General features: G+C 72.2%; 23 protein-coding genes. 13 read left to right on the forward strand and 10 right to left on the reverse strand.

What is annotated here, in order from left to right:
* Positions 1-49: 49 nt before the first annotated feature.
* Both murC and msrB read left to right on the forward strand, forming a co-directional pair.
* Positions 50-1,516, forward strand: coding sequence for a UDP-N-acetylmuramate--L-alanine ligase (murC, locus tag ACZ6CL_RS18490; protein WP_468937173.1), 1,467 nt, complete (start codon positions 50-52; stop codon positions 1,514-1,516).
* 13 nt (positions 1,517-1,529) lie between these two features.
* The gene (msrB, locus tag ACZ6CL_RS18495) at positions 1,530-1,937 is read left to right on the forward strand and encodes a peptide-methionine (R)-S-oxide reductase MsrB (RefSeq protein ID WP_468937174.1); all 408 of its coding nucleotides are present in this window, start codon (positions 1,530-1,532) and stop codon (positions 1,935-1,937) included.
* Here msrB and treZ read toward each other — a convergent pair.
* From treZ to lpdA, 3 genes are all read right to left on the reverse strand, one after another.
* Positions 1,925-3,730 carry a malto-oligosyltrehalose trehalohydrolase gene (gene treZ / locus ACZ6CL_RS18500; protein WP_468937175.1) on the reverse strand — a complete coding sequence of 602 codons (1,806 nt, stop codon included), beginning with the start codon at positions 3,728-3,730 and terminating at the stop codon, positions 1,925-1,927. The genes msrB and treZ overlap by 13 nt on opposite strands.
* A 90-nt stretch (positions 3,731-3,820) precedes the next feature.
* The gene (locus tag ACZ6CL_RS18505; protein WP_468937176.1) at positions 3,821-4,729 is read right to left on the reverse strand and encodes a GNAT family N-acetyltransferase; all 909 of its coding nucleotides are present in this window, start codon (positions 4,727-4,729) and stop codon (positions 3,821-3,823) included.
* Positions 4,730-4,924: 195 nt separating this feature from the next.
* On the reverse strand, positions 4,925-6,349 hold the full coding sequence (gene lpdA / locus ACZ6CL_RS18510; RefSeq protein WP_468937177.1) for a dihydrolipoyl dehydrogenase: 1,425 nt from the start codon (positions 6,347-6,349) through the stop codon (positions 4,925-4,927).
* A gap of 87 nt (positions 6,350-6,436) precedes the next feature.
* Between lpdA and ACZ6CL_RS18515 the strand changes: the two genes are divergently transcribed.
* The 5 genes from ACZ6CL_RS18515 to ACZ6CL_RS18535 all read left to right on the forward strand — a co-directional run bounded on the left by ACZ6CL_RS18515 (position 6,437) and on the right by ACZ6CL_RS18535 (position 10,319).
* Positions 6,437-7,345, forward strand: coding sequence for a LysR family transcriptional regulator (locus tag ACZ6CL_RS18515; RefSeq protein ID WP_468937178.1), 909 nt, complete (start codon positions 6,437-6,439; stop codon positions 7,343-7,345).
* A 63-nt stretch (positions 7,346-7,408) separates the two neighbouring features.
* Positions 7,409-7,756 carry a YciI family protein gene (locus ACZ6CL_RS18520; protein WP_468937179.1) on the forward strand — a complete coding sequence of 116 codons (348 nt, stop codon included), beginning with the start codon at positions 7,409-7,411 and terminating at the stop codon, positions 7,754-7,756.
* Between the two features lie 225 nt (positions 7,757-7,981).
* On the forward strand, positions 7,982-8,323 hold the full coding sequence (locus ACZ6CL_RS18525) for a PadR family transcriptional regulator (RefSeq protein ID WP_468937180.1): 342 nt from the start codon (positions 7,982-7,984) through the stop codon (positions 8,321-8,323).
* Positions 8,320-9,276: a hypothetical protein gene (locus tag ACZ6CL_RS18530; RefSeq protein ID WP_468937181.1), complete on the forward strand. Its 957-nt coding sequence runs from the start codon at positions 8,320-8,322 to the stop codon at positions 9,274-9,276. The genes ACZ6CL_RS18525 and ACZ6CL_RS18530 overlap by 4 nt, the downstream gene beginning before the upstream one ends.
* Positions 9,277-9,353: 77 nt before the next feature.
* Entirely contained in the window at positions 9,354-10,319 is a 966-nt protein-coding gene (locus ACZ6CL_RS18535; RefSeq protein ID WP_468937182.1) for a phosphatase PAP2 family protein, read from the forward strand.
* A gap of 27 nt (positions 10,320-10,346) precedes the next feature.
* Here the strand turns inward: ACZ6CL_RS18535 and ACZ6CL_RS18540 are convergent, their stop codons facing one another.
* On the reverse strand, positions 10,347-11,459 hold the full coding sequence (locus ACZ6CL_RS18540; RefSeq protein WP_468937183.1) for a lytic polysaccharide monooxygenase auxiliary activity family 9 protein: 1,113 nt from the start codon (positions 11,457-11,459) through the stop codon (positions 10,347-10,349).
* Positions 11,460-11,592: 133 nt separating this feature from the next.
* Positions 11,593-14,016: a malto-oligosyltrehalose synthase gene (gene treY, locus ACZ6CL_RS18545; protein WP_468937184.1), complete on the reverse strand. Its 2,424-nt coding sequence runs from the start codon at positions 14,014-14,016 to the stop codon at positions 11,593-11,595.
* A gap of 180 nt (positions 14,017-14,196) precedes the next feature.
* On the opposite strand from treY, the gene ACZ6CL_RS18550 reads away from it, so the two are divergent.
* On the forward strand, positions 14,197-15,576 hold the full coding sequence (locus tag ACZ6CL_RS18550; RefSeq protein WP_468937385.1) for a rhodanese-like domain-containing protein: 1,380 nt from the start codon (positions 14,197-14,199) through the stop codon (positions 15,574-15,576).
* A 55-nt stretch (positions 15,577-15,631) separates the two neighbouring features.
* On the opposite strand, the gene glgX is transcribed toward ACZ6CL_RS18550, so the two are convergent.
* Positions 15,632-17,770 (reverse strand): glycogen debranching protein GlgX, encoded by a 2,139-nt coding sequence (gene glgX, locus ACZ6CL_RS18555; RefSeq protein ID WP_468937185.1) that lies wholly within the window; start codon positions 17,768-17,770, stop codon positions 15,632-15,634.
* 244 nt (positions 17,771-18,014) lie between these two features.
* Between glgX and ACZ6CL_RS18560 the strand changes: the two genes are divergently transcribed.
* The 3 genes from ACZ6CL_RS18560 to ACZ6CL_RS18570 all read left to right on the forward strand — a co-directional run bounded on the left by ACZ6CL_RS18560 (position 18,015) and on the right by ACZ6CL_RS18570 (position 21,520).
* A complete protein-coding gene (locus ACZ6CL_RS18560; RefSeq protein ID WP_468937186.1) occupies positions 18,015-18,824 on the forward strand; it encodes a Tat pathway signal sequence domain protein in 810 nt (269 codons plus the stop codon).
* 49 nt (positions 18,825-18,873) lie between these two features.
* The gene (locus tag ACZ6CL_RS18565; protein ID WP_468937187.1) at positions 18,874-20,175 is read left to right on the forward strand and encodes a copper amine oxidase; all 1,302 of its coding nucleotides are present in this window, start codon (positions 18,874-18,876) and stop codon (positions 20,173-20,175) included.
* 94 nt (positions 20,176-20,269) lie between these two features.
* Positions 20,270-21,520, forward strand: a complete 1,251-nt coding sequence (locus ACZ6CL_RS18570) for an SAV2148 family HEPN domain-containing protein (RefSeq protein WP_468937188.1) — start codon at positions 20,270-20,272, stop codon at positions 21,518-21,520.
* Here the strand turns inward: ACZ6CL_RS18570 and ACZ6CL_RS18575 are convergent.
* Entirely contained in the window at positions 21,469-22,362 is an 894-nt protein-coding gene (locus ACZ6CL_RS18575; RefSeq protein ID WP_468937189.1) for an alpha/beta fold hydrolase, read from the reverse strand. The two genes, ACZ6CL_RS18570 and ACZ6CL_RS18575, sit on opposite strands and share 52 nt — an antisense overlap.
* 96 nt (positions 22,363-22,458) lie before the next feature.
* Between ACZ6CL_RS18575 and ACZ6CL_RS18580 the strand changes: the two genes are divergently transcribed.
* Positions 22,459-22,845: a winged helix-turn-helix transcriptional regulator gene (locus tag ACZ6CL_RS18580; RefSeq protein WP_468937190.1), complete on the forward strand. Its 387-nt coding sequence runs from the start codon at positions 22,459-22,461 to the stop codon at positions 22,843-22,845.
* 16 nt (positions 22,846-22,861) lie between these two features.
* On the opposite strand, the gene ACZ6CL_RS18585 is transcribed toward ACZ6CL_RS18580, so the two are convergent.
* Positions 22,862-23,677 (reverse strand): ABC transporter ATP-binding protein, encoded by an 816-nt coding sequence (locus ACZ6CL_RS18585; RefSeq protein ID WP_468937191.1) that lies wholly within the window; start codon positions 23,675-23,677, stop codon positions 22,862-22,864.
* A gap of 181 nt (positions 23,678-23,858) precedes the next feature.
* On the opposite strand from ACZ6CL_RS18585, the gene ACZ6CL_RS18590 reads away from it, so the two are divergent.
* A complete protein-coding gene (locus ACZ6CL_RS18590) occupies positions 23,859-25,055 on the forward strand; it encodes an RNA-guided endonuclease InsQ/TnpB family protein (protein ID WP_468937192.1) in 1,197 nt (398 codons plus the stop codon).
* Here ACZ6CL_RS18590 and ACZ6CL_RS18595 read toward each other — a convergent pair.
* Together ACZ6CL_RS18595 and ACZ6CL_RS18600 are read right to left on the reverse strand one after the other, a co-directional pair.
* Positions 25,038-25,748 (reverse strand): FadR/GntR family transcriptional regulator, encoded by a 711-nt coding sequence (locus tag ACZ6CL_RS18595; protein ID WP_468937193.1) that lies wholly within the window; start codon positions 25,746-25,748, stop codon positions 25,038-25,040. The genes ACZ6CL_RS18590 and ACZ6CL_RS18595 overlap by 18 nt on opposite strands.
* A gap of 113 nt (positions 25,749-25,861) precedes the next feature.
* Positions 25,862-26,629: an ABC transporter ATP-binding protein gene (locus tag ACZ6CL_RS18600; protein ID WP_468937194.1), complete on the reverse strand. Its 768-nt coding sequence runs from the start codon at positions 26,627-26,629 to the stop codon at positions 25,862-25,864.
* Positions 26,630-26,673 lie beyond the last annotated feature (44 nt).

The following is a 26,673-nucleotide window of genomic DNA, read 5'->3' on the forward strand; positions in this document are numbered from 1 at the left end:
ATCGGGCCGTCAGAACCGAGAAGACCGCTCAACCAGGGGAGACCCGTACATGGCACCGGCCGGCATTGCCCCCGACGCGCTGGACCGTCCGCATTTCATCGGCATCGGCGGCGCCGGTATGTCCGGCGTCGCGAAGGTTCTCGTCCAGCGCGGCGCGCGGGTCGCGGGCAGTGACTCCAAGGACTCCCCGATCGTGGCCGCGCTGCGCGAGCTGGGCGCGACCGTGCACATCGGGCACGCCGCCGGGAACCTCGCGCCCGACGCCACCAGCGTCGTCATCTCCAGCGCCATCCGCGCCGACAACGCCGAACTGGTCGCGGCGCGCGAGCGCGGCATCCCCGTCGTGCACCGCTCGGACGCGCTGGCCGCCCTGATGGACGGCCACCGCCCGATCGCCGTCGCCGGTACGCACGGCAAGACGACCACGACCTCGATGCTCGCCGTCTCGCTGCGCACCCTCGGCCTCGACCCGTCGTACGTGATCGGCGGCGACCTGGACGTGCCGGGCTCCAGCGCCGAGCACGGCGGCGGCGAGATCTTCGTCGCGGAGGCCGACGAGAGCGACCGCAGCTTCCACAAGTACGCGCCCGAGGTCGCGATCATCCTCAACGTGGAGCTGGACCACCACGCCAACTACGCCTCCATGGACGAGATCTACGACTCGTTCCGGACCTTCGTGGAGCGGGTGCGGCCCGGCGGCACGCTCGTGATCTCCGCCGACCACGAGGGCGCCCGCGAGCTGACCGCCAAGGTCGCGGGCCAAGACGGTCTGCGGGTGCTCACCTACGGCGAGGCAGCCGACGCGGACGTCCGGGTCCTGGAGGTCGTCCCGCACGGGCTGACCAGCGAGGTCACCGTCCAGTTCGCGAAGGGCCTCGGCGGTGACGGTGACGGTGAGATCACCTTCACCGTCTCCGTGCCCGGCCGCCACTACGCGAACAACGCCGTCGCCGCGCTCGCCGCGGGCGCCGCCCTGGACGTGCCCGCCCGCGACCTCGCCCCCGCGATCGCCTCGTACACCGGCGTCAAGCGGCGCCTCCAGCTCAAGGGCACCGCGGCCGGGGTGCAGGTCATCGACTCGTACGCGCACCACCCCACCGAGATCGCCGCCGACCTGGAGGCGATCCGCGGCGGCGCCGGGGAGGGCCGGGTCCTGGTGGTCTTCCAGCCGCACCTGTTCAGCCGTACGCAGGAGCTGGGCGCCGAGATGGGCGAAGCCCTGGCGCTGGCCGACGCCTCCGTCGTCCTCGACATCTACCCGGCCCGCGAGGACCCGGTCCCCGGCATCACCAGCGCCCTGGTGATCGACGCCGCGAGCCGCCACGGCGCGGACGTGACCGCCGAGCACGACCGGTCCGCGATCCCCGGCCTGATCGCCGGAATGGCCAAGCCCGGTGACCTTGTTCTCACCATGGGCGCGGGCGATGTCACCGACCTCGGTCCGGAGATCCTCGCCCGTCTGCAGACGCGGCGAGCCCGGAGCGCCCTGAGGAGCCCGGCGAACCGGGAGAGCTGAGGAGGGTCCGTCCATGGCGTACGAGATCGACAAGCCGGAGGAGCAGTGGCGCGCGGAGCTGACTCCGCAGGAGTACCAGGTCCTGCGCGAGGCGGGCACCGAGCGCCCCTTCACCGGTGAATACACCGACACCAAGACGACCGGCGTCTATTCCTGCCGGGCGTGCGGCGCGGAGCTGTTCCGCTCCGAGACGAAGTTCGAGAGCCACTGCGGCTGGCCGTCCTTCTACGACCCGGCGGACTCGTCCGCGGTCGAGCTGATCGAGGACCGCACGCTCGGTATGGTCCGCACCGAGGTGCGGTGCTCACGCTGCGGCTCCCACCTGGGCCATGTCTTCGCGGGCGAGGGCTATCCGACCCCGACCGACCAGCGGTACTGCATCAACTCCATCTCGCTGCGGCTCGCCCCTCAGGAGGGCTGACCCGCACCACCGCTGACCCGCAACACCGCGGCCGTCTCCGGCGGCAGCCGCAGCGTGCCGTCCGGGCCCGGCGGCTCGACCGGCCGCCAGGCCGCGACCACCTCGGTGACGGCCCCGGCGGCCCCCGTGCCCCCGGCGGGACGCGGGTCCAGCCGGGCGTCCGCCGGGCGGTCGTGCGGGTTGACGACGATACGCAGCGGGCCGCGCCGGAAGCCGAAGCAGCCGTCCGGACCGGTCGCGATCGCCGTGCGGGACCAGTCGGGGGCCGTCAGGGCGGGTTCCGCGCGGCGCAGCGCGATCAGCCGCCGGTGCCAGTCCAGCAGCGCGCGGTGCGGCTCCCGGTCCGGCTCGGTCCAGTCCAGGCAGGACCGCAGCCGGGTCGCCGGGTCCTGCGGGTCGGGGATGTCCGCCTCCGCCCAGCCGTGGGCGGCGAACTCGCGGCGGCGGCCGCGCCGTACCGCCTCGGCCAGCTCCGGGTCCTGGTGATCGGTGAAGTACTGCCAGGGCGTCCCCGCGCCCCACTCCTCGCCCATGAAGAGCATCGGGGTGAACGGCGCGCACAGCACGAGCGCCGCCGCGCAGGCCAGCAGCCCGGGGGAGAGCCGGGACGGCAGCCGGTCGCCGGTCGCCCGGTTGCCGATCTGGTCGTGGGTCTGGGCGTAGCCGAGGAGCCGGTGCGGCGGGGTGGTGAGCGGGTTCAGCGGGCCGCCGTGGCGGCGGCCCCGGAAGGCCGAATAGCCGCCGTCGTGGAAGAACCCCTGGCGGAGTGTCTTGGCCAGGGCCGCGGGTCCCTCGGCGGCGAAGTCGGCGTAGTAGCCCTGCCGTTCGCCGGTCAGGAACGTGTGCAGGGCGTGATGGAAGTCGTCGTTCCACTGGGCGTGCAGCCCGTGGCCACCCGCCTCGCGCGGAGTGGTGGTGCGCGGGTCGTTCAGATCCGACTCGCCGATCAGGAACAGCGGTCGGCCGACCTGTGCCGCCAGCGCGTCCACGGCGGCGGACAGCTCGGCCAGGAAGTGCCGGGCCCGGGTGTCGTGCAGCGCGTGCACGGCGTCCAGCCGCAGCCCGTCCAGCCGGTAGTCGCGCAGCCAGGCGAGCGCGCTGCCGATGAAGTACGCGCGGACCTCGTCGGAGCCGGGCGTGTCCAGGTTGACCGCCGCGCCCCAGGGGGTGTGGTGGGTGTCGGTGAAGTACGGCCCGAAGTCGGGCAGCCGGTTGCCGGACGGCCCCAGGTGGTTGTGCACCACGTCCAGGACGACGCCGAGGCCGTGCCGGTGGGCGGCGGCCACGAACCGGGCCAGCCCCTCGGGGCCGCCGTACGGCTCGTGCACGGCCCACGGCGCGACCCCGTCGTACCCCCAGCCGTGGGTCCCGGGGAACGGGCACACCGGCATCAGCTCCACGTGGGTGACGCCCAGCCCGGCCAGATGCGGAAGCCGCGCGGCGGCCGCGTCGAAGGTGCCCTCCGGGGTGAACGTCCCGATGTGCAGCTCGTACAGCACCGCGCCCGGCAGCGGCCGCCCGAACCACTCCCGCTCCCCGTCCCCGGGGAGGCGGGAGTGGTCCACGACCGCGCTCAGCCCCTCCGGGCCGTCCGGCTGGCGCCGGGAGCGCGGGTCGGGCAGCGCGGGGCCGCCGTCGAGCGCGAAGCCGTAGCGCGTCCCGTGCTCCGCGTCGGCCTCGGCCCGCCACCAGCCGTCGCGGGCGGGATCGCGCTCCATGGGACGCGTACGGCCTTCCACATGGAGCCCGACCCGTTCGGCATGCGGCGCCCACACCTCGAACAGCACTGACATCTCCTCACATCGTCCTGCGGACGGGTTCGGAACCATGCTGTGGGATGCGGCACCGGGCGCGCAGCAGGGCCGCACCGGACAGACGAGGTGTCAGACGAGATCGATGCGCTCCTGGGTGGCGGGGTAGCCCGCCTTCGCGAAGTGCGCGGCCATCGGCCAGTTGCCCTGGTCGGTCGCGGCGGCGATCCTCGTCGCGCCCCGTTCCACCAGGTCGTGGGTGCACTCCACGAGCAGGTCGTACGCGTAGCCGTGGCCGCGCTGACCGGCGACGACTCCGATGAAGCCGACGCACGGCCCGGCCGGATTGCGCGCGGGCACCTGGATGCCGACGACCTCCCCGCCCGGCGTCCACGCCAGCCGCCACCACGCGCGGGGCGACGGAAACCAGTGGAACAGCCGCAGATTCTCGGCGATCGCCGCCTCGACGCCGCGCTCGGCGATGGTCTTGCGGTCGTGTGCGTCCAGCGTGCCCTGGTGGACGTGGCGCAGTACGTCGGCGATCACCGCGTCGTCGGGTTCCGGACGGAACTCCAGCCGCCCCGGCCGCCCGGGCAGCCCGGCGGCGGGCGTCCACTCGTAGCGATAGCGCTCGACCAGGGGGGTGAGCCCGCCCGCCACGGCCGCGTCGATCCGGGCCCGTACCGCCGCGCTCTCGTCCGGCCGGTCGCGCCAGCCGGGCGGCGCCAGCAGGCTGTACTCGGCGCGTAGGGGAGCGGTGCGCAGCAGCTCCGCGGCGGCCTCGGCCTCGCCCTCGGCGAAGTCGAACCAGTCCAGGGCGATGGGCGCGGTGTCGTCCGGCCCGGCCCACCACGCGGCGCGGGCCACGACCCGCTCCCCGCGCAGCGCCACCCAGGTCCACTCGGGGCGGTACTCGCCGCCCTGGCCGACGGTGGCGTAGGTGTGGCCGAAGCGGCCCCGGCCGACGAGCGCGGGGTCGGGCAGTGCGTGAAACAGACGCGCGTCGCTCTCGGTGAGCGCGCGGATGACCAGTCCGGTCATGGGGTTCCTTCCGGGATGCTCGCGCTCCCGGTCGGATCACCTGATCAGACGGGGGTACGCCCGGGGGAGAGGGGGCGGGAGCGCGGAATGGTGAACGTGTTCATGGCTCGGCGCCTCCTTCCTCGTCTCACGGGCGTTGACGCGCACTCTAGGGGCGCCGACGGGCCCCCGTCCACGCCTTTTTGTGTTCCGCGGTCACTGCTGATGCAACCCCCGCCCGGCGAGCGTCAGATACGCCTCGCCGACCGCCTCGGAGAGGGTGGGGTGCGGATGGATGTGCTGGGCCACATCGGCCGGTTCGGCGTCCCAGCCGACGACGAGCTGGCTCTCGGCGATCATCTCCGACACATGCGGGCCCACCAGGTGGACGCCGAGGACGCGGCCGCCCGGCCTCTCGGCGACCACCTTCACCATGCCGCCCTGCCCGTGCACCATGCCCTTGGCGACGGCGGTCAGCGGCATGGTGTTGGCGACGGCCTCGCCGCCCGTACGGTCCCGCGCCTCGGCCTCCGAGAGCCCCACCGAGGCCGTCTGCGGGCTCGAGTAGGTGACGCGCGGCACCGCGTCGTAGTCCACCGGCCGGGGCGAGCCGCCCGCCAGTGTCTCGGCCGCCAACAGCCCCTCCGCGAACGACGCGTGGGCCAGCCCGAGGGACGGCGGGGGCAGTACGTCCCCCACGGCGTGGATGCCCGGCACCGCCGTCTCCAGCCGTGACCAGTCGGCGGGCGCGAGGAACCCGCGCGCGTCGGTGGTGAGTCCGGCGGCGGCCAGGCCCAGCCCGTCCGTCACGGGCGCGCGGCCGACGGCGACCAGCAGCCGCTCCACGTCCAGCTCGCGCACCTCGCCCCGCTGAGGGCGGACGGTGGCCCGCACCCAGTCCTCGTACGGCTCGGCCCCCTCCAGGCGCGCCCCGGTCAGCACCTCCACGCCGCGCTTCTTCAGCCCGCGCGTCAGATGACGGCTGACATCGGCGTCCTCCAGCGGCAGCAGCCGGTCCGCCGCCTCGACGAGGACCACCCGCGCGCCCATGGAGCGGTGCAGCGAGGCGTACTCGACGCCGATCGCGCCCCCGCCCAGCACCAGGACGGAGGCCGGGAGGCCGGGCGCGAACAGCGCGTCGTCGCTGGTGACGACCCGCCGCCCGTCCGGCGCGAGGCCCGGCAGCGTACGGGGCCGGGAGCCGGTGGCCACGACGACGCCCCGGCGCGCGGTCCACTCCCCGTACGGCCCCCCGCCCGGCGTGATCCGCACCGTACGCGGGCCGGTGAGGGCGGCGCTGCCCCGGACCACCTCGACGCCCGCGTGGGCGAGATGGCCCTCCACCCCGCGGTGGTTACGGGCCACGATGTCGTCGCGGGTCGCGGTCAGCGCGGGCCAGTCCACCGCGTCCAGGGTCGCCTTCACCCCCCAGCGCTCACGCGCCTCCGCGATCCCGTCCACCAGCTCGGCCGCGTGCAGCATCGCCTTGCTGGGGATGCAGCCGCGGTGCAGACAGGTCCCGCCGATCAGGTCCCGCTCGGCGAGGACGACCCGGAGGCCCAGTGCGGCGGCGCGCAGCGCGGTGCTGTAGCCGCCGGTGCCGCCTCCGATGACGATGATGTCCGTCTCATGCTCATGCATGCCGTCAGGCTCCGCCTTGAGCCCACCATGAGTCCAAGGCATTGTCTCTCTCAGGTCCATGAACAACCTTCATGCCCAGGGGGGCGTATGAGCCTGCGTCAGATGGAATACCTGGTGACCGTCGTCGAGGAGGCTTCCTTCACCCGCGCCGCCGATCTGCTGGGCGTCACCCAGTCCGCACTTTCCCACCAGATCAAGGCCCTGGAACGGGAGGCGGGTGGCCTGCTGCTGGAGCGGCTGCCGCGCGGCGTACGGCTCACCCCCATGGGCCGCGCCTTCCTGCCGCACGCCGAACTGGCGGTGCGCAGCGCCGGACGGGCCTGGCGCGCCGCACACGCCGCCGCCGACGCGGAGGGCGGCGAACTGCACCTCGCGACCCTGCACGCCCTCGCCGTCGGCGTGCTGCCCGCCCTCTTCGCCCGGTGGCGGCGCGAACGCCCGGGCATGCGCTTGGTGCTGCACGAGTACGCCACCGGCGAGGAACTGCGCGACGCCATGGACCACGGCGTGGCGGACCTCGCCGTCGGCCACCGGCCGAAGGGGTGGCAAGGGCCCGTGGTGTCCCTGGGCGAGGAAGAGGTGATGGTCGTCGTGGCCCAGGACGACCCCCTGGCCTCCCGTGAGACCGTACGCCTCACGGACCTGGCCGACCGGGACTGGGTGCGCTGCGCGCTGGAACCGGTGGTCGACGGCCGCCGCTTCCTGGACCTGGCCTGCGAACGCGCCGGTTTCACGCCCCGCACCGCCGTGGACACCGAACACAGCTCGACGGCGGTCTCCATGGCCGCTGCCGGGGTCGGGGTCCTCATCACCCCCGCCCACGTCGCGGCCCGCCATGCCTGCGCGACCCTGCCCCTGGACCCACCCTGGCACCGCGAGCTGACGGCGTTCTCCCGGGTCCGCCTCTCGGGCGCGGCCGCGGCGTTCGTCACCCTGCTGGGCAGGGTCGGTCTGCCGTCCGGGAACGCGGCGCGTACACCAGCGCGGCAGCGATGAGTTTGGGCACGGTCGAGGGTCGGTACTGGTGAGCACTCCGTATGACGAGAGGAAGGCCCTGTCATGGCGACGTTCGTGACCATCGGATATGGCGACCAAGACGGCTATGACCGTACCGACCCGGCGGTACGGGACGAGGCACATGCGCATGAGGCCCGCATGCTTGAGGCCGGGGCCATCGCGGGCATCGCCGGCTCGCCTGTACAGGTGCGCAACCACGACGGCGGCGGCATGATCGTGGAGAGCGGCTCCTTCATGTCCTCGGCCCTCCGGGTGGCCGGGTTCGGGATCATCGAAGCCGCAACCATCGAAGAGGCCGCCCAACTCGTGGCGAAGACCCCATGCGCAGTCGCACAAGGCGTGGTCGAGGTCTGGCCATTGCAGGTGGCACTGACCGGGCCGACGGAATAAGCGAGGTCCCCCGGCGGGCGCCGCCGGGGGACCCGCACGCCCGAGCGGTCCAGCGGTCGAACTCCCGGCGTCTGACACCCCGGATGAACGCGTGCCACGCGTCACCCGCGAACGCCAGATGCGGGCCGCCCCTGCCCAGGGCGACGCTCGCCACGGGCGTGGAGGCGCTGCCGGTAATCGCCCAGGACGGCGGATATATTTCGTAGCTCGATATATGCTCGACGCATGACACGACGGAACCCGTCCTTGACGGAACCGCAGTACTTCATCCTTGCTGCGCTCATTGACGCGCCGTTGCACGGTTACGGCATCATCAAGGCCGCCGAGCAGGCCACCGACGGGCGGCTCCGGATCGCTGTCGGCACTCTCTACGGCGCGCTGGAGCGGTTGGAGCGGGCCGGGCTGGTGGCCGCCGGCCATGAGGAGATCGTGGACGGGCGGGCGCGGCGCTACTACCGGATCACCGAGGACGGCTCCGAGGCGCTCGGCCGGGAGGCGCTGCGGATGCAGCAGGCGGCGGCCGTCGTCATCGGACGCTCGCGGGATGCCGGAGCGGCCCCGGCATGAACCGTTTACTGCTTGTGGCCTATCCCGAGCCCTACCGTTCCCGGCAGGGAGAGGAGGTGCTGACCTGCCTGGCCGAGGCGTATCCCGGCCGCTCCTGGCCCCCGCCGCGGGAAGTTGCCGCCTTGGCGCGTGCCGGGGTGCGGGCCCGCGCCCGTGCCGTCGTCGACGACACGGCCCGGCCGTGGTGGCTGGACGGCATCCATCTGGCCGCCCTGGCCCTCGCCGCGCTGGCGCTGGTTCCGTACCTCCAGGACGTGTGGCACTGGGCGCTGCGCATCGACCCCGGACAGCACGCCATCGCCTTCCACTTCTCCGGCTGGTACCCGTGGGCCGAAGGTCCCACGCGGGTACGGCTGCTGCCCTACGGGCTGCTCCCGCTGGGCTGCCTGATCGCTCTGCTGCGTGGCAGACCGTGGATCGCGCTGCCGGCCGCGGCAGCCATGATCTGGGCCGGCGCCACGTCCCACGGCCGCACCCTCTTCGGCGACGAGGGCAAGGCGGGCCTGAGCTACTACGGTCTCGGCGCCCCGATAACGGCCCGTGACCTGGTGCTCTCGGGGACACTGTGCGCCGCGTGCGCCGTGCTGGCGCTCTGCCGGCCCAGCTGCCTGCGACGCCGGTCCTACCGCTGGCTGGCTCCCGTCGTGCTCGCCATGTTCATGGCCGGGGGCCTGCACATCATCTCCGTCAGTCCGGCTTTCCAGCGCGGCTTGTTCGTCATCGAAGCAACCGCGCTCCTCGGCGCGTGGGTGGCGACGGCCGCAACCGGCGACTACCGGTGGCTGATCCCCGTCGCGGCGGTCGCGATCGTCCGCACGCAGGCGATCGTCGTCCAGCCGGACGCGTTCATGCAGTCCCTTCCGGACCTGGTCGTCCTCCTCCTGCTGATCGCACCCCTCCCCGCCCTGGCGGTCACCGCCCAGCGCCGACAGGGGCAGGCGCTCGCCGAATAGGAGCGGACCCCGGCGGGCCGCACCGTGCCCTTGACGTGCGTGACCGAACTCCCCCCCCCAGCGGAAGAAACAGAGCGATGACGAAGCACGATTCTCCGACCCTGCCCGCGCACCGTCCGGGGGGCTCAAGGCAGGCCCCCGAGGCCCCCGACGACCCCAGCCCGTCGCGTACGACACGGCGGTGGATGCCGGCTCTGCTGTACACCCTGGGGTTCCTGACGGTCTACCTGCTCGCCATCTGCACCCCGTGGGGGCAACGAGCTGAGAACGCCTTGTTTGATCTCGGTAAACAGGGCGGCGAAGAAGCATGGATCTACCCCCTGTCAGGAGCGGCCTACGGCTCGACGCCCCTGCCGCCGATGGAATTGAGCGCCAAGCCCACCCTGATGGTGGGCCTGGCCGTCATCGTGGTCCTCACCCTGGTGCGGCGGTGCTGGCGGCAGGGGTGCGCGGCGCTCGGGGTCGTCATTCTCACGACCGGAGGCAAGGAGGTGCTCAAATCGACCATCCTGCCCCGCCCCGATCTGGTGGGCGCGCCGGAGAATCTCCTTGATCAGGGTTTCCCCAGCGGGCACACGGCCATCCCCGCCGCGCTGACCCTCGCCGCCGTCCTCGTGGTTTCCCCCCGCATCCGCCCCTACGTCGCCACGGCCGGTGTGCTGTGGCTCGCCTGCATCGCCGCCGCCAGCGCGACCATGGGCGGCCACCGGCCCAGCGAAGTGCTGGGAGCCACACTGTTGGCCTGTGCCTGTTACGGCCTCGCCACCTGGCTGCTGCCGCCGGCCGCCGCGCCAGGCGTCATGCGGAGCCCCCGTGCGCTGCCCGTCATCACCCTGACGCTGGCATTGGCCGTCGCCCTCGTTTCCGGCGCACGGAACGACACCCTTATAAGGTCACTGGTCTCCGCGGCGACGGCCTTCACCTGTGCGGCCCTGGTCTGGTACGCCACAGCCGGGCGGCCCGCACACACCGGGCACCCCTGCAGGACCCGCGGGGCCGGTCTGCCGTCCGGAGGGGACGGGGGCGGCAGACCGGCGGGGTGAGGTGCGCCTGACGGTTCGGTGAGCGGGTCAGTGCACCATGCAGATCGGGGCGGTCGCCGTGTCCGGGGGGCCGCCGCTGGCGACGTAGCCGAAGGTGGTCGACGCTCCGGCGGACAGGGAGCCGTTCCAGTCGGCGTTGGTGACCGAGGCCGCCGTACTGCCGCTGGCCAGTTTCCCGTTCCAGACGCTGTCGACCCGCTGGCCGGACGGCAGGGTCCAGTCGACCATCCATGAGGAGATGGGCGTGGCGCCGGTGTTGGCCACCGTCACCTCGGCCTGGTAGCCGCCGTTCCAGGTGCCGGTGGTCTTCTGGGTCGCCGTGCACTTGGCGGTCGGCGGGTCGGTCGGGTCGGTGGGGTCAGTGGGGTCGCCGCCGGAGCTGGCGCCCGGGACCGTCACCTCGCCGTTGCCGCCGTCGAAGACCACGTCGGAGCAGCTGTAGAAGGTCTCCTGGCTGTCCGAGCGGGTCCACACGGTGTAGATGATGTGGCGCCCGCTCTTGCCCGAGGGCAGGGTGGCGTTCCACGTGTACTTGCCGTCGACCGTGCCGACCGGGCCGGACTGCGGCGGGTTGGTCACCGTGTCGAACGGCTGGTCCTCCAGGTCGTTCCAGGTGAGCGGCTTCGTCGGGTCGATCGGGTTCTTGGTGACGTAGCTGCGGAACGAACCCGGGTGCGCCGCCCAGGCGTTGTACGAGAACTGCATCGACTTGCCGGAGGTCAGATGGGTCACCGGCCAGTCCTTGCTGCCCAGGTCGAAGCCGGAGAAGTCGTAGACGGTGGCCGCGCCGCTGCACAGCTTGCCGTCCGGGATGAAGCCCTTGGTCCGGCCCGCGCCGTCCGAGCGGAGCACGGCGAACCAGTTGTAGAACGGGGTCGCGCCGCTCTTGTTGAACGCGGCCTTGCAGGCCGGGTTGGTGGGCTTGACCTCACCGGTGCTGGACAGGCTGTACTTCCAGCACAGATAGGTGCGGCTGCCCGGCGCCATGGGCGCGCCGTGGGCGGAAGCGCTGCCTCCGGAGGTGAAGACGAGCCCGAGGGCGGGCAGGACGGAGAGCAGTACCAGCAGGGCGTATCCGCGGGCGCGGGAGCCGCCCGGCGGGTGTGGGGGGCGTGCGGGGGCCAGTAATCGTCGAGCCATTGCGCTGGTCTTCCCTTCGACGTGATCGGGTCAGGAACCGTCGTTATGGGAGCGCTCCCAAGTTGCTTTGTGAACGTAGCGCGCGGGGGTGTGACTGTAAATGCTTCAGGACGCGAACACACGCGCCCTGTCGTCAGGTCCGGACCAGGAGGGCCACCGGGAGATGGTCCAGGAGGTTGGAGAGGGGGGCCGGGGTCTCGGTGGTGCGGTCGGTCAGCAGGTTCCGCCAGGGGCCGGGGGGCAGCGGGAGGCGGGTACGGGGGTCCCAGCCGCCCGTCTCCGCGAGGCGGCGGGAGAGGCGGGTGACGATGGTGATCGCGCCGTCCCCGTCTTTCGTACGGGCGAAGGCAACGCAGTGGGCGGACGCCGGGCCCGCGGCGATCAGGGGGGTATAGGCGCTGCCGGGGCCGAACCAGCTCGGGTGGTCGCGGCGCAGCCGTAGCGCCGCCCGGGTGAGCAGCAGCTTCTCGGCGGACAGCGGGTCGTCGGCCGCTGGGGCGTCCAGCGTGGGCGGGCGGCGGTTGTCCGGGTCGACGAGGGCGCGGTAGGCGCGCTCGGTGTCCAGGTACAGGTCGGGCACGCCCGGCATGGTCAGGTGCAGCAGGGCCGCGCCGAGGGTGTTGGCCCGGGCGGGGGCGGCGATCTCGGCGTCGGATGCCGCCCAGAGGGGAGAGGCGGGGTCGCAGGGCCCGGCCTCCAGGTAGGCGGTCACGGCGTCCTCGTACGCGGCGTTCCGCTCGGTCCAGGTCGTGTGCAGCCCGGCCTCCCGGACCGCCTTGAGCACGGCCGGGACGAGCCGTTCCGGGGCCGCCGTGCCGAGGCCGAGCGCGGTCTGCCAGGCCGTCCAGGCGAGGTGCGGATCGGGGGCCTCCGGTTCTCGGGCCACTTCCGTCAGCAGCCGACCCCACCAGGCCGGGGACTCGGTGAGCGCCGCGATCCGGGCCCGTACGTCCGCGCTGCGCTTGGTGTCGTGGGTGGACAGCACCGTGCCGGTAGTCGGCCAGTCGCGGAGCAGCCGGGCGGCGAAGGCGTGGAACTCCTGGGGGGAGACGGCCGGGCGTCCGGGGTCGCCGCCCACCTCGGCGGCCGAGAGCAGCGGGGTGTAGCGGTAGAAGGCGGTGTCCTCGACGGACTTGGCGCGTAGCGCGGCGGCGGTCTGGGCGAAGCGGGCGCAGAAGTCGCGGTGGTCCGGGCCGTCGCCGAGCCTGCCGAGCGCCGCGTCCCGTACGGTGTCCACCGCCCGGGCCTCGTCCGCGACGGTGAAGGCGGTACGGGCGTCCCGAGCGGCCCGGTGCAGCATCTCCGCGTCCGCCGCGTGCGCCGCGTCCGTCCCCGCCGCCGGGGGGTCGACCGTGGCGTAGGGGCGGTACACCGGCAGGCGCACCAGCAGGGCGCGGATCGCCGTGCGCAGGGCCCACGGTGCGTGGTCGCGCAGGGCCGTCGAGGAGGCGCAGACGCGGGAGGCGGTGCGGGTCAGGCGGTTCACCTCGGCGGCGAGTTCGTGGGTCACCACGTGGTGGGCGGCGCGGCGGACGGTGGCCGTCCAGTCGCCGCCCTCGTCCGGCGGGGCGGCGGTGAAACTCCGGTAGACGGCGGTCAGCTTCTCCAGGCCGTCCGGGTCGACGAAGAGGCCGTCGATGTGGTGCAGCGCGTCGTAGCCGGTGGTCCCGGCGACGGGCCAGTGGGCGGGCAGGGGTTCGTCCCGGGCGAGGATCTTCTCCACGACGGTCCAGCGGCGGCCGCCGGTCGCCGTCCGCACCGCCTCGTCGAGCCGCCGCAGATAGCCCTCGGGGTCGGCGAGACCGTCCGGGTGATCCACCCGGAGTCCCTCGATCACCCCGTCGCGCAGCAGCTCCAGCAGCTTGCCGTGGGTCGCGTCGAAGACCTCCGGGTCCTCGACGCGCACCGCGATCAGCTCGGAGATGGTGAAGAAGCGGCGGTAGTTCAGCTCGGTGCGGGCCAGCCGCCACCAGCCGAGCCGGTACCACTGGGCGTCCAGCAGCTCGGTGAGCGGCAGCCGCTCGGTGCCGGGGCGCAGCGGGAACTCGTGGTCGTAGTAGCGCAGCACCCCGTCGGCCCCCGCCCGCAGCCGGTCCCGCTCGTCGCCGAGCGGGCCGCCGAGCACGGGCAGCAGCACCTTGCGGCCGTGCTCGGCCCAGTCGATGTCGAACCACCGGGCGTAACGCGACTCCGGGCCGTCCCGCAGTGCCTCCCACAGCGGCCGGTTCAGCCGTTCCGGAACCGGCACCGCCATATGGTTCGGCACGACGTCGGCGATCAGCCCGAGGCCGTGCGCCCGGGCCGTGCGGGCGAGGGCGCGCAGCCCGTCCTCGCCGCCCAGTTCGGCCCGTACGGCGGTGGGGTCGACGACGTCGTAGCCGTGCGCCGACCCGGGGCAGGCCGCCAGGACGGGCGACAGATGCAGATGGGAGACGCCGAGCGAGGCCAGATACGGCACGGCCCGCTCGGCGGCCGCGAAGGGGAAACCGGGCTGGAGCTGAAGCCGGTAGGTGGCGGTGGGCGCGGTGGGGTCAGCCGGGGTGCGGTCAGCCGTCATATGAACGTACGTACCCAGGCGGGGCGCCTCATGACGTGCCACACCTCCATCCGGGCGCAGGTGCTTGCCGTTACGGCACGTTTCGTTGCCGCTGTACCCGGAACCCGGGGACCGTGGTCCCCGTCGTCGCCGGGGCCGCGCCACCTGGATCGTCCGGCCGTCCGTGAAGGAGTCATGGCTGTGTTCTTCATCGACACCCTGGACATCGAAGGTCTGGGAAACCGCAGCTATCTCGCGGGCGGACCGCACACCGCGGTCGCCGTCGACCCGCCCCGGGATGTCGACGCGGTGATCGCCAAGGCCGCCCGGCGGGGTGTGCGCATCGCGTACGTCGCCGAAACCCATGTGCACAACGACTATGTGACCGGCGGCCCGGAGCTGGCCCGGCTCACCGGGGCGAGCTATCTCGTCCCCGCCGGGGCCCGGGTCGCCTTCGCCCGTACGCCGGTGGCCGAGGGCGACACGTATCCCGTGGACGACGACCTGGTGCTGCGCGCGGTCGCCACCCCGGGACACACTCCGCACCACACCGCCTATGTGCTGGAGGAGGCGGCACGCGCGGCGGCCGTCTTCACGGGCGGCTCGCTGCTGATCGGCGCCGTGGGGCGGCCCGATCTGGTCGAGCCGTGGCTCACCGAGCCGCTGGCCAGGGCCCAGCACACCTCCGTACGACGCCTCGCCGAGCAGCTCGGCGACGAGGTGCCGGTGCTGCCCACGCACGGCTTCGGCAGCTTCTGCTCCTCCACCCAGGCGCTGGGCGACGCGACCACGATCGGCCGGGAACGCACCGCCAATGACGCGTTCACCCTGGACGTGGAGCCGTTCGTCGCCCGGCTCCTCGCGGGGCTGGATGACGTACCCGCCTATTACACCCATGTGGGCCCGGTCAACGCGGCCGGGCCGCCGCCCGTGGACCTGACGCCGCCCCAGCGGGCCGACCCCCGGCAGCTCGCCGAACGGCTCGCGGCGGGGGAGTGGGTGGTGGACCTGCGCAACCGCGTGGCGTTCGCCGAGGGCCATGTCGCCGGAACGCTCAACTTCGCGAGCGACGGCAAGCTCGCCACGTATCTGGCCTGGCTGATCCCCTGGGGCAAGCCCCTGACGCTGCTCGCCGAGACGCCCGGTCAGCTGGCCGGGGCCCAGCGGGAACTGGCCCGGGTCGGCATCGACCGCCCGGCCGCCGCCGCGCTCGGCGCACCCCGGAACTGGGTCGCGGGCGGTGACCGGCTCGCCTCGTTCCCGTGCGCGGACTTCGCCGCGCTGGCCGCCGCCCGCCGCCGTGGGGAGCGGGTGGTGGTGCTCGATGTGCGCCGTGACTCCGAGCGCGCGCACAGCCGCGTCGGCGAGTCCGTGCACATCCCCCTCCACCAGCTGCGAGGGCGGCTCGGTGAGATCCCGGAGGGCACGGTGTGGGCGCACTGCGCCACCGGGATGCGCGCGGCCATCGCCGCCTCGCTGCTCGACGCGGCGGGGCGCGATGTCGTCACCGTGGACGACGACTTCGACGCGGCGGCCCGGGCGGGTCTGACCGTGCCGCGGGAATCCGGTCCCACGGAGTGACGAGCCCCACGGGGTGACCGGCCCGGCAGGGTGACCGGCCCCACCGGGTGGTCGATCAGGCCGGGCGCCGCAGGACCATCAGGCTGCGGTCCACCAGGGTCAGCCGGTCGCCCGCGGCGGCCTTCTGGCCGCTGCCCGGCTCCACGCCCTCCGGGACCGAGGTGTCCACGATGACCTGCCACTGCTTGCCGTGGTCGACGGGCACGACGAAGTCCAGGGGCTCGTGGTGGGCGTTGAACAGCAGCAGGAACGAGTCGTCGGTGATGCGCTCGCCCCGCGCCCCCGGCTCCGAGATCGCGCTGCCGTTGAGGAAGACCGTGAGGGACTTGGCGTGGGCGGCCTGCCAGTCGCGCTGGCGCATCTCCTCGCCCTCGTGGGTGAACCACGCGATGTCGGACAGCTCGTCGTGGGTGCCCTCCACCGGGCGGCCGTGGAAGAAGCGGCGGCGGCGGAAGACCGGGTGGTCGCGGCGGAGCCAGATCAGGGAGCGGGTGAAGCGGAGCAGTTCCAGGGCCTCCCGGTCCTCCTCCCCGGAGTCCTTGCCGGCAAGGGGCCAGCGCACCCAGGAGGTCTCGTTGTCCTGGCAGTACGCGTTGTTGTTGCCGCCCTGGGTGCGGGCGAACTCGTCACCGTGGCTGAGCATGGGCACGCCCTGGGAGAGCATCAGGGTGGCGATGAAGTTGCGCATCTGGCGGCGGCGCAGGGCGCGTACCGCCTCGTCGTCGGTCTCGCCCTCGGTGCCGCAGTTCCAGGACCGGTTGTAGCTCTCGCCGTCCTGGTTGGACTCCCCGTTGGCCTCGTTGTGCTTCTCGTCGTAGCTCACCAGGTCGCGCAGGGTGAAGCCGTCGTGGCAGGTGACGAAGTTGACCGAGGCCAGCGGGCGGCGGCCGTCGTTCTGGTAGAGGTCGGAGGAGCCGGTGAGCCGGGAGGCGAATTCGGCCAGGGTGCGCGGCTCACCGCGCCACAGATCGCGCACCGTGTCCCGGAACTTTCCGTTCCACTCGGTCCACAGCGGCGGGAAGTTCCCCACCTGGTAGCCGCCCTCGCCGACGTCCCACGGCTCGGCGATCAGCTTCACCCGGCTGACGACCGGATCCTGCTGCACCAGGTCGAAGAACGACGACAGCCGGTCCACCTCGTGGAACTGGCGGGCCAGCGTCGCCGCCAGATCGAAGCGGAAGCCGTCCACCCGCATCTCGGTCACCCAGTACCGCAGCGAATCCATGATCAGCTGGAGTACGTGGGGGCTCCGCATCAGCAGGGAGTTCCCGGTGCCGGTGGTGTCCATGTAGTACCGCCGGTCGTCGGTCAGCCGGTAGTACGAGGCGTTGTCCAGCCCCCGGAAGGAGAGCGTCGGGCCCAGGTGGTTGCCCTCGGCGGTGTGGTTGTAGACGACGTCGAGGATGACCTCGATGCCCGCCTGGTGCAGGGCCCGCACCGCCGATTTGAACTCCAGCACCTGCTGTCCCCGGTCGCCCCAGGACGCGTAGGCGTTGTGCGGGGCGAAGAAGCCGATGGTGTTGTAACCCCAGTAGTTGGCCAGCTCCGCGTCGACCAGCCGGTGGTCGTGGACGAACTGGTGTACGGGCATCAGCTCCAGCGTGGTGACGCCCAGCTCCGTCAGATGTTCGATGATCGCCGGGTGGGCCAGCGCCGCGTACGTCCCGCGCAGCTCGTCCGGCAGCCGTGGATGGCGCATGGTCAGGCCCTTCACATGAGCCTCGTAGATGACCGTGCGGTGGTAGTCGGTGCGCGGCGGCCGGTCGTCGCCCCAGTCGAAGTACGGATTGACCACGACCGAGGCCATCGTGTGGGGGGCCGAGTCCAGGTCATTGCGCTTGTCGGGGCGGTAGAAGTGGTAGCCGTAGACCTCCTCGCCCCAGTTGATCTTCCCGCTGATGGCCTTGGCGTACGGGTCCAGCAGCAGCTTGGCGGAGTTGCAGCGGTCTCCGTGCTCCGGTTCGTAGGGGCCGTGGGCCCGGAAGCCGTAGCGCTGACCCGGCATGATGCCCGGCAGATAGGCATGGCGGACGAACCCGTCGGTCTCGCGCAGCTCGACCGCGGTCTCCGAGCCGTCGTCGTGCAGCAGACACAGTTCGATCCGCGTGGCGGCCTCGGAGAACACCGCGAAGTTGGTTCCGGCGCCGTCGTACGTGGCGCCCAGGGGATAAGGGTGTCCCGGCCAGACCTGCATACGCCGACTCTTCCACTTCTTCTCCCGGGGCCGCGAGCACCGCGGGCCCCGGACCGGAACCGACCGACGACGCATCCTTTCCCAACTCGGGCGGGAGAGCGGCGGTTTCAGCGGAACTTCCTCAAAGAGGAGGCAACCTACGGCCATATCGGTTCGTCCTACCGGGTGACCCTGACGTATGCGATATCCCGTTATGCCAGGGAATAAAGCGCGATGGGATCACCGGGGGGGATTGGGGAGGAACGTGCGCAAGTTGAACCACCGTCACCTCGGGAGAGCGCTGGCGGGCGCGGCCGTGGCCGCCACGGCCACGGCGGTCATGATCGGGGTGACGCTGCCGGACAGCGCGTCCGGCAAGGAGGGGGCGGGCGGCGGACCGCAGGGTTCCGCGGCGGAGCAGGGGCAGGCTGCCCGGCAGCTGCCCGGTGTCGTCGAGTCCGCGCCCCGCCAGGAGAAGACCGGCACGGGCCGGGACCCGCTCACCGACGCCGAGCTGAAGCGCGCCCAAACACTCGCTCTCGGCCGTGCCTTCCGGGACAGCAGCGAGGACGTCACGGGCGACAAGGGCCCGGAGCAGCTCTCCTCCGACCTCGCCGAACTGACTCCCGACGAGGTGGGCGCCGCCGATCCGCCCCGGCGGGCCGACGTCACGTACTACGACTACAGCGACGACACCTATGTGACGAAGACCGTCGACCTGGGCTCGGGCAAGGTCGAGCACACCGACACCCAGCGCGGCGTCCAGCCGCCGCCCAACCGGGACGAGGCGCGCGAGGCGGCCCGGCTCCTGATCGCCGACAAGCTCGGCAAGGGGCTGAAGAACGACTTCAAGGACGCCACCGGAAGGACGCTGACCAGCCCCGACCAGCTGATCGTCACCGGCTTCGTCTACCGCACGGGCGTGGACGGCCCGGGCCCCGCCGCCACCCGGGACTGCGGCAAGCACCGCTGCGTACGGCTGTTCACGAGGGTGACGGGCGGCGGCCCGTGGATCGACACGCGGCAGCTGGTGATCGACCTGAGCGACCGGTCCGTCGCCCGCCTCGGCTCGTAGCCCCGAGGCCCGCGCACCCCCTTATCTCCCTCAGCGACAGGAGTCACCCATGCGTGAAAGAAGGCTGCGCCGGACCCGGTTCCGGGTCGCGGCGGCCCTGGGCGCCTCGGCGCTGGTCGGCTCGGCGGCGGTCGCCGCCGGACCGGCCCAGGCCGCCCCGCAGGCCCCGGCCCCGGCCGCCGCGGACTGCAGCGCCGCTTACTCGATCAAGGAGACGCTGGACGGCGGCACCACCTGGCGGATGTGCTGGCACTACGAGAGCAAGGCCGGGCTGGTGCTCGACAGCGTCTCGTACCAGCCCAAGGGCGAAGCCCGCCCGATCAAGGTGCTGACCTCGGCGAAGCTCGGCCAGATCCACGTCCCGTACGACGACGGCCAGACCGAGTACGACGACCTCACCGGGCAGGGCTTCGCCCAGGGACTCCAGCAGCTGGCCCCGGCCGAATGCCCCGGCGGCACCATCAAGACCGTGCGGGTGCCGGACGCCTGGGACCCCGCCCACCCGAACGTCAAGGGCCTGTGCGCCACCACCCGGGCCCGCGGCCATGCCTACCGCATGAACGACGGTGAGAAGCTCTACCAGGCCCAGGGCAAGGACCTGCTGGTCTATACGGTCAACCAGGTCGGCTGGTACGAGTACATCACCGAGTGGCGGTTCTCCGGTGACGGCACCATGTCGATGCAGGTGGGCGCCACCGGCACGCTCTCCCCGATGGACTACGACGCGGGCGACGGCCGCGGCTGGCCGATCGGCAAGGGCGCCAAGGACTACGCCACCAGCCACGCCCACAACGTCTTCTGGCGGCTGAACTTCGGCCTCGACGGCTCGCCGAAAAGCAAGGTCGAACAGTACGACTCCAAGACCACGGCCGCCTCCGGCCGCATCCCCACGACCAAGACCACCCGCACCCCGGTCGGCAAGGAACTGGCGGGCGACGCGGCGGGGTCGCGCTGGTGGCGCGTGGTGAGCACCGCTGGAAAGAACAAGGACGGCCATCCGCGCAGCTACGAGATCGTGCCCGGCCACACCACCAAGTACCAGGGACGCAGCTTCACCAAGCACGACGTCTACTTCACGCAGTACAACAAATGTGAACAGTTCGCGAGCAACAACCTGGCGAACTGTGGCGCCCGAGCGGGCAAGAGCGTCGACAAGTGGGTCAACGGCCAGACGCTCACCCACCCGGTGGTGTGGGTCAATGTCGGGTTCCACCACATCGCCCGTGATGAGGACCAGGAACCGATGCCGCTGCACTGGCAGGGCTTCCAGCTCGCGCCCCGTGACGTGACCGCGATGAATCCCCTGACGCCGCCTGCACTCTCCCGTCACAACGGCCATACACAAGAATAAGGTTGACCTTCAGGCCGACCGGAGTGTCGCACCGCCCCCGCCCGAGCAGTAGTCTGCGGTGATCGTTGGAGCGGGGGCGGAAGGCGGTGCACAGGTGAGCTCGGGCGGGCTGGAGCTGCCCCCTGGTGACGGAGGTCCCGGGGGTGACGGCTCCACCGAGGCACCCCCCGGTGCGGTGTCCCTGGTGCGTCCGATGGAGATCGGAGCGGAACTGGACTGGGGCGCGGACGCCTGGGACGAGGTGCGGACGCGCGCACGCCGGGCCGGGCGGGCCTACATCTGGCTGAATCTGGTCGAACAGCGGCTGCGCGCGGTGGTCGGCGCGGTGCTCCGGCCGATCTACGAACCGGTCCACGGCGACGACTGGGTCATCGCCGCCGCCGGACCGGCCGGCCAGGAGTGGGTGCAGCGGGCCGTGGCGGTACGGGAGGTGAGCCGCCGCAAGGGTTATCTGCTCGACCCGGCCGACGACAACGTGCTCAGCTTCCTCACCCTGCCCCAGCTGCGCGAGCTGCTCGTCCAGCACTGGCCGTGCTTCGAGCCCTACCTGGACGACCGGCGCGAGGTGGAACTGGCCCTGGACGAGCTGGAGGTCGCCCGTAACGTCGTCTCCCGCAACCGCGCCCTGTCCGGCACCGTGCTGGCCCAGGCCGAGCGCGCCTCGGCCCGGCTGCTGGAGATCCTGGGCAGCGGCACCGGCTCCCCCTCCACCGACCGGCTGCCCATCGACGCGGTCGAGGACCTGGTCGGCGACCGGTACGCGGATGTGGTGGGTGTCCATTCCGACCGGGTGCGGCTCCAGCGGCAGCTGCCCGTCGAGGACCTGTTCGCGGGTGCCCGACGGCTGGACGCGGTCGGCATCGGGCTCAACCTGCTGGTCCAGAACTACTCCGGCCGCCGCCTGGTCCGGCTGGCCGAGGCCGGGTGCCGGGCCCGGCTGCTCTTCCTCAACCCCGCGAGCAGCGCGGTGCGGCGGCGGGAGCGCGAGCTGGGGCTGAAGAAGGGCGAGCTGAGCCGCTCGGTGGAGATGAACATCCTCCACATGCGCCGGGTGCGCGCCGCCCTGCGCGACCCGGGCGCCTTCGAGATCCACGTCTTCGACGAGACGCCCCGCTTCACCGCCTACCTGGTCAACGGCGACGGCTCCGACGGCCTCGCGGTCGTCCAGTCGTACCTGCGCAAGGCCCGTGGCATGGAGGCCCCGGTCCTGGTCCTGCGCGGCGGCGGCCGGGGGCGCGAGGTGGTGCACGAGGGGCGCGCCCCGAACGAGGGCGACGGCGGCCTCTTCGGCACCTACCGGGAGGAGTTCGAGAGCGTCTGGGCGGACTCCCGGCCGGTGTCCTGAACCCTGGCCGCGACGTCCTCCAGGAACGGGCGGACCAGGGCCAGCAGGGCTTGCGGCCGGTGCAGCGGGATGATGTGGCCGCAGTCCTCCAGGAGATGGCCGGTGAGGTCGTCGGCGAGCGGACGCAGCTGGCGCTCCAGCGCCGTACCGACGGGGTGGGCGCCGACGGCCATCACCGGCACCGTGAGCCGCGCCGAGGCGGTGGCCTGCCGGATCTGCTCGGCGCTGGTGGGCATGGCCCGGTAGTGGGCGAAGGCGTGGCCCAGCGCGTCCCGGCCGGTGTAGGCGTGGACGAACGCGTCCCGGATCTCCGGGCGCACCCCGTCGCCGTGGGTGCCGGTGTCGAGGAACCAGTCGATGTAACGGTCCTCGTGGCCCTCGATCACGCTCTCCGCCAGGCCGGGCACGGCGTGGAAGCCGAACCACCACGGAGCGCCGTCCGCGAGGAAGTCCTCGGCACCGGGCTCCCTGCCCAGCAGGGACTCCATGACGACGAGCCCGTCCACGAGGCCGGGGCGGCGCAGCGCCAGGAGGAAGGCGGGCGGGGTGCCCGCGTCGATGCCGATCACCGTGGCGGGGCCCGCGTCCAGCGCCTCCAGCAGACCGGCGGCGTCGTCGGCGAGGGAACCGGCGTCGTAGCCGCCCTCGGTGCGGCCGCTGGCGCCGAGCCCGCGCAGGTCCGGCGCGATCAGCCGGTACCGGTCGGAGAGTCCGTCGATGACATCGCTCCACAGCTCCCAGGTGTGCGGGAAGCCGTGCAGCAGCAGGACGGCCGGTCCCTGGCCGGTCACGGCCACGTTGAGGTCGACACCGTTGACGGGAATGCGGCGAAGCTCGATCACGGACTCTCCCTAGGTAACGAATAGTGACAAGGCAACGTTAGGTAACTAGCCTGGCGGAGCCAAGAACGCACTTTCTCTTCAGGTGGTGAGCTTCAGGTGACCAGGGGTGGCCGCGGTGACCTGTTCGATCCGGACTGTCCGACCCGCCGACTGCTGGACCGCATCGGCACGAAATGGACGTCGATGGCGATCAAAGTGCTGGGCGAAGCCGCCCCGGACGAGGTCCGGTTCGCCGATCTGCGGCGCCGCATGCCGGGCATCTCGCAGAAGATGCTCTCCACCACCCTGCGCAGCCTCGTCCGCGACGGCCTGGTGGCCCGCCGGGTGCGGCCGACGGTGCCGCCGAGCGTCTACTACCAGCTCACCGAGCTGGGCCAGTCCCTCGAAGGCCCGCTCGCCTGCCTCCGTGCCTGGGCCGAGGAGAACATGGCCCGGATCGAGCACCACAACCGCCTCGACGACGAGGGCCGCACCTCCCCGTAAGCGGCTCGGCCCCGGCCTACCCCCTCCCCGGCTTCCGTACGGTACGGGCCGTCCAGCGGCCGTCGGCGCGGGTGATGTGGACCGGGTGGTCGAAGCACTTGGTGATGTGATCGGTGGTCACCACCTCGTCCACGGCGCCCGACGCCAGGCACTGGCCGTCGCGCAGCAGCATCGCGTGGGTGGTGGACGCGGGCAGCTCCTCCAGGTGGTGGGTCACCAGGACCGTGGCCAGCTCCGGGTGGGCGAGGCGCAGCGCGTCCAGGCTGTCCAGCAGCTGTTCGCGGGCGGCCAGGTCGAGGCCGGTGGCCGGTTCGTCGAGCAGCAGCAGCCGGGGGCGGGGCATCAGGGCGCGGGCGATCAGCACCCGGCCGCGCTGGCCCTGGGAGAGCGTCGGCCAGCGGGCGTCGAGCTTGTCGCCGATGCCCAGGGTGGTCAGCAGCCGTTCGGCCCGTTCGCGCTGGGCGGGGTCGGGGCGGCGGCGGGGGACCGGCTCGACGGTGTTGGTCAGCCCGGTCAGCACGACGTCCCGCGCCCGCAGCGGGGAGCGCAGCGGATGCCGGGGGTCGACATGGCCCACGTACGCGCGCAGCTCCCGCAGATCGACCCGGCCCAGGGTGCGCCCGAGCACCTCCACCACGCCCCGGGTGGGGTGGGCGTGCGCGCCGAGCAGGCTGAGCAGGGTGGATTTTCCCGCGCCGTTGGGACCGAGCAGCGCCCAGTGCTCGCCCTGGCGGACCGTCAGCGAGACCGAGCGCAGCAGCGGGGCGCCGTCGCGGACCACATCGACGTCGTCGGCCTTCAGGACGGGGGTGCCGGTCGTCGTCCCGGTCATCGTTCCTCCTCGGCGATCAGTGTCATCTGATCTTCTCCGTGGATAGTCCGCCCTTCAGGGCGGAGAGGAAGCGGACCCCCGCGGAGCAGGGCAGGGAAAGCCGATTCGCCGCTGGGGCGGATCGACGTTCGGTACCAACTGCAGTCATGCAGTCACAACGTGTCATGGTAGTTTGTGAGTTGTGGCCACTCACGTGAAGCGTGCCTTCAAGTACCGCTTCTATCCGACGGATGCGCAGGCAGCTGAGCTGTCGCGGACGTTCGGGTGCGTGCGGAAGGTCTACAACATGGCGCTTGCCGCCCGTACCCAGGCGTGGGCTCGCCAGGAGCGGGTGAACTACAACGCCACCTCGGCGATGCTGACGGCGTGGAAGAAGACCGGGGAACTGTCCTACCTCAACGAGGTGTCCTCGGTCCCGCTGCAGCAGGCGCTCCGGCACCTGCAGGTCGCGTTCACCAACTTCTTCGCCAAGCGGACCGGGTACCCGCACTTCAAGTCGCGGAAGAAGTCCCGGAAGTCCGCCGAATACACCACCAGCGCGTTCCGCTACCACGACGGCGAGCTGACATTGGCGAAAATGAGCGAGCCGCTTGCCATCGTGTGGTCCCAGCTCCTCCCGGAGGGCGCGAAGCCGTCCACGGTGACCGTCTCGCAGGACGCGGCGGGCCGCTGGTTCGTGTCGCTGCTGTGCGAGGACCCGGCAGTGAAGCCGCTTCCCGCCCGAGATCAGGCTGTGGGGATCGATGTCGGTCTCGATCACCTGCTGACCCTCTCCACCGGGGAGAAGATCGCCAACCCGCGGCACGAGCGCCGTGACCGGGAACGGCTGGCCAGGGCCCAGCGGAAGCTGTCCCGCACAGCGCGGGGGAATGGTGCGAACCGGGCCAGGGCCCGGCGGAAGGTCGCCCGTATCCATGCCCGGATCGCCGACCGTCGCCGGGACCATCTGCACAAGCTGACCACTCGACTCATGCGTGAGAACCAAACGCTCGTGATCGAGGACCTGACCGTGCGCAACATGGTCAAGAACCGGAAACTGGCCCGCGCGATCAGCGATGCGGCGTGGTCGGAGTTCCGGAGCATGCTGGAGTACAAAGCCGCCTGGTACGGGCGCGAGGTAATCGCGGTCGACCGCTGGTTTCCCTCCTCCAAGCTGTGCTCGAACTGCGGCACCCTCGCCGAAGCCATGCCGCTGCACATCCGTACCTGGACGTGCGGCGGCTGCGGTGCGACCCATGACCGGGACGTGAACGCGGCGAAGAACCTTCTGGCCGCCGGGCTGGCGGTCTCTGTCTGTGGAGCCGGTGTAAGACCTCAACGGAGAACTCCGGGCGGGCAGTCGGCAACGAAGCGGAAAACCTCACGACGCGAGCCGTGAGAATCCCCCTCGTTCGCGAGAGGGCGAAGTCAACACGGATTCCAGGTTCTTCACGGTGGCGGCGATCGCGGCGTCCGGGTCGCCGTCCGCCAGCGCGTCAAGCAGTGCCGTATGGGCGCAGGTCAGATCGGGCAGCCCGGTCTCGTGGACGACCATCTCGACCAGCTCCTCGCGCAGCACCGGCAGGACGGAGGTGAACAGGCCGAGCAGCACGGCGTTGCCGGACAGCTCCACGACCGTGCGGTGGAAGGCCAGGTCGGCGTCGACGAAGGCGGCGGGACCAGCTCCGGCCGCCTTCTGGCGGCGCTTCAGGTCGTCCGTGAGCCGGGCGATGTCCTCCGGCCGCACCCGTCGCGCGGCCAGTCGGGCGGCCTCCACCTCAAGTGCCCGGCGGACCTCGTACACCTCCAGCAGCCGGGCGCGGCGCAGCAGCTGCCGTACGTCGCGCGCCTCCCGGGGCGCCTCGGCGGCGTAGGTGCCCGAGCCGTGGCGTACGTCCAGCAGGCCGTCATGGGCCAGCAGCCGGACGGCCTCGCGCACCGAGGAGCGGCCGACGCCCAGTTCGGCGGCGAGGGTCACCTCGCTGGGGAGGCGTTCGCCGGGGCGCCAGCGGCCCTCGTCGAACATCGCGCGCAGCGCGCTCTCGACCTGCGGCACGACGCGGCCGTGCCGCAGCGGTGGGGCTTCCGCCATCTCGTCTCTCCCGACGGGCTTGTTGATCATGTCGGATGGCCTCGCGGACTCTAGCAGAACTCCTCAGACGTCTGAGGAGTCGGTCCGTGCGGGACGCCGCCTACGACGCACCGTCAGGCCCCCAGCCGGGCCATGCGGTCGGCGACCCGCCGCGGCGTCGGGTTCTCCATCGCGTCGACCAGGGTGCCGTCGGCGAGGAACAGCACCCGGTCCGCGTACGCGGCGGCGCCCGGATCGTGGGTGACCATGATCAGGGTCTGGCCGGTGCCGTCGACCACGTCGCGCAGCAGCCGCAGCACGTCCTGACCGGACGACAGGTCCAGCGCCCCGGTCGGCTCGTCGGCGAAGACCACCTCGGGCCGGGTGACCAGGGCGCGGGCGACGGCCACCCGCTGCTGCTGGCCGCCGGACAGCTCGGCGGGCCGGTGGCCGAGCCGCTCGGTGAGCCCGGTGCGGTGGACCACGTCCCGCATCCAGTCGCGGTCCGGCCGCTTTCCGGCGAGCCGGAACGGCAGCAGGATGTTGTCCTTCGCGGACAGCGACGGCACCAGGTTGAACGACTGGAAGACAAAACCGATCCGCTCCCGCCGCAGCAGCGTCAGCTTGTGCTCGCGCAGCCTACTGATCTCGGTGTCGCCCAGGAACACCCCGCCGGAGGTGGGGCGGTCGAGACCGGCGGCGCAGCGCAGGAAGGTGGACTTGCCCGAGCCGGACGGCCCCATGATGGAGGTGAACGACCCGGGCGGCAGCGACACGGTGACGCCGCGCAGCGCGTGGACCGTGCCGTCCCCCCGGCCGTAGCGCCTGGTCACGTCCTCCAGCCGCATGGCGGGGAGCGTGCCCCGCGTGGTCATGCGCGCCGTCTGATCCGGCAGCGTCATCAGATGCCTTCCTCTCCGTGATGGTTCATCGCGTTCCGTGTCGG

The organism is Streptomyces sp. NPDC041200 (assembly GCF_055591805.1).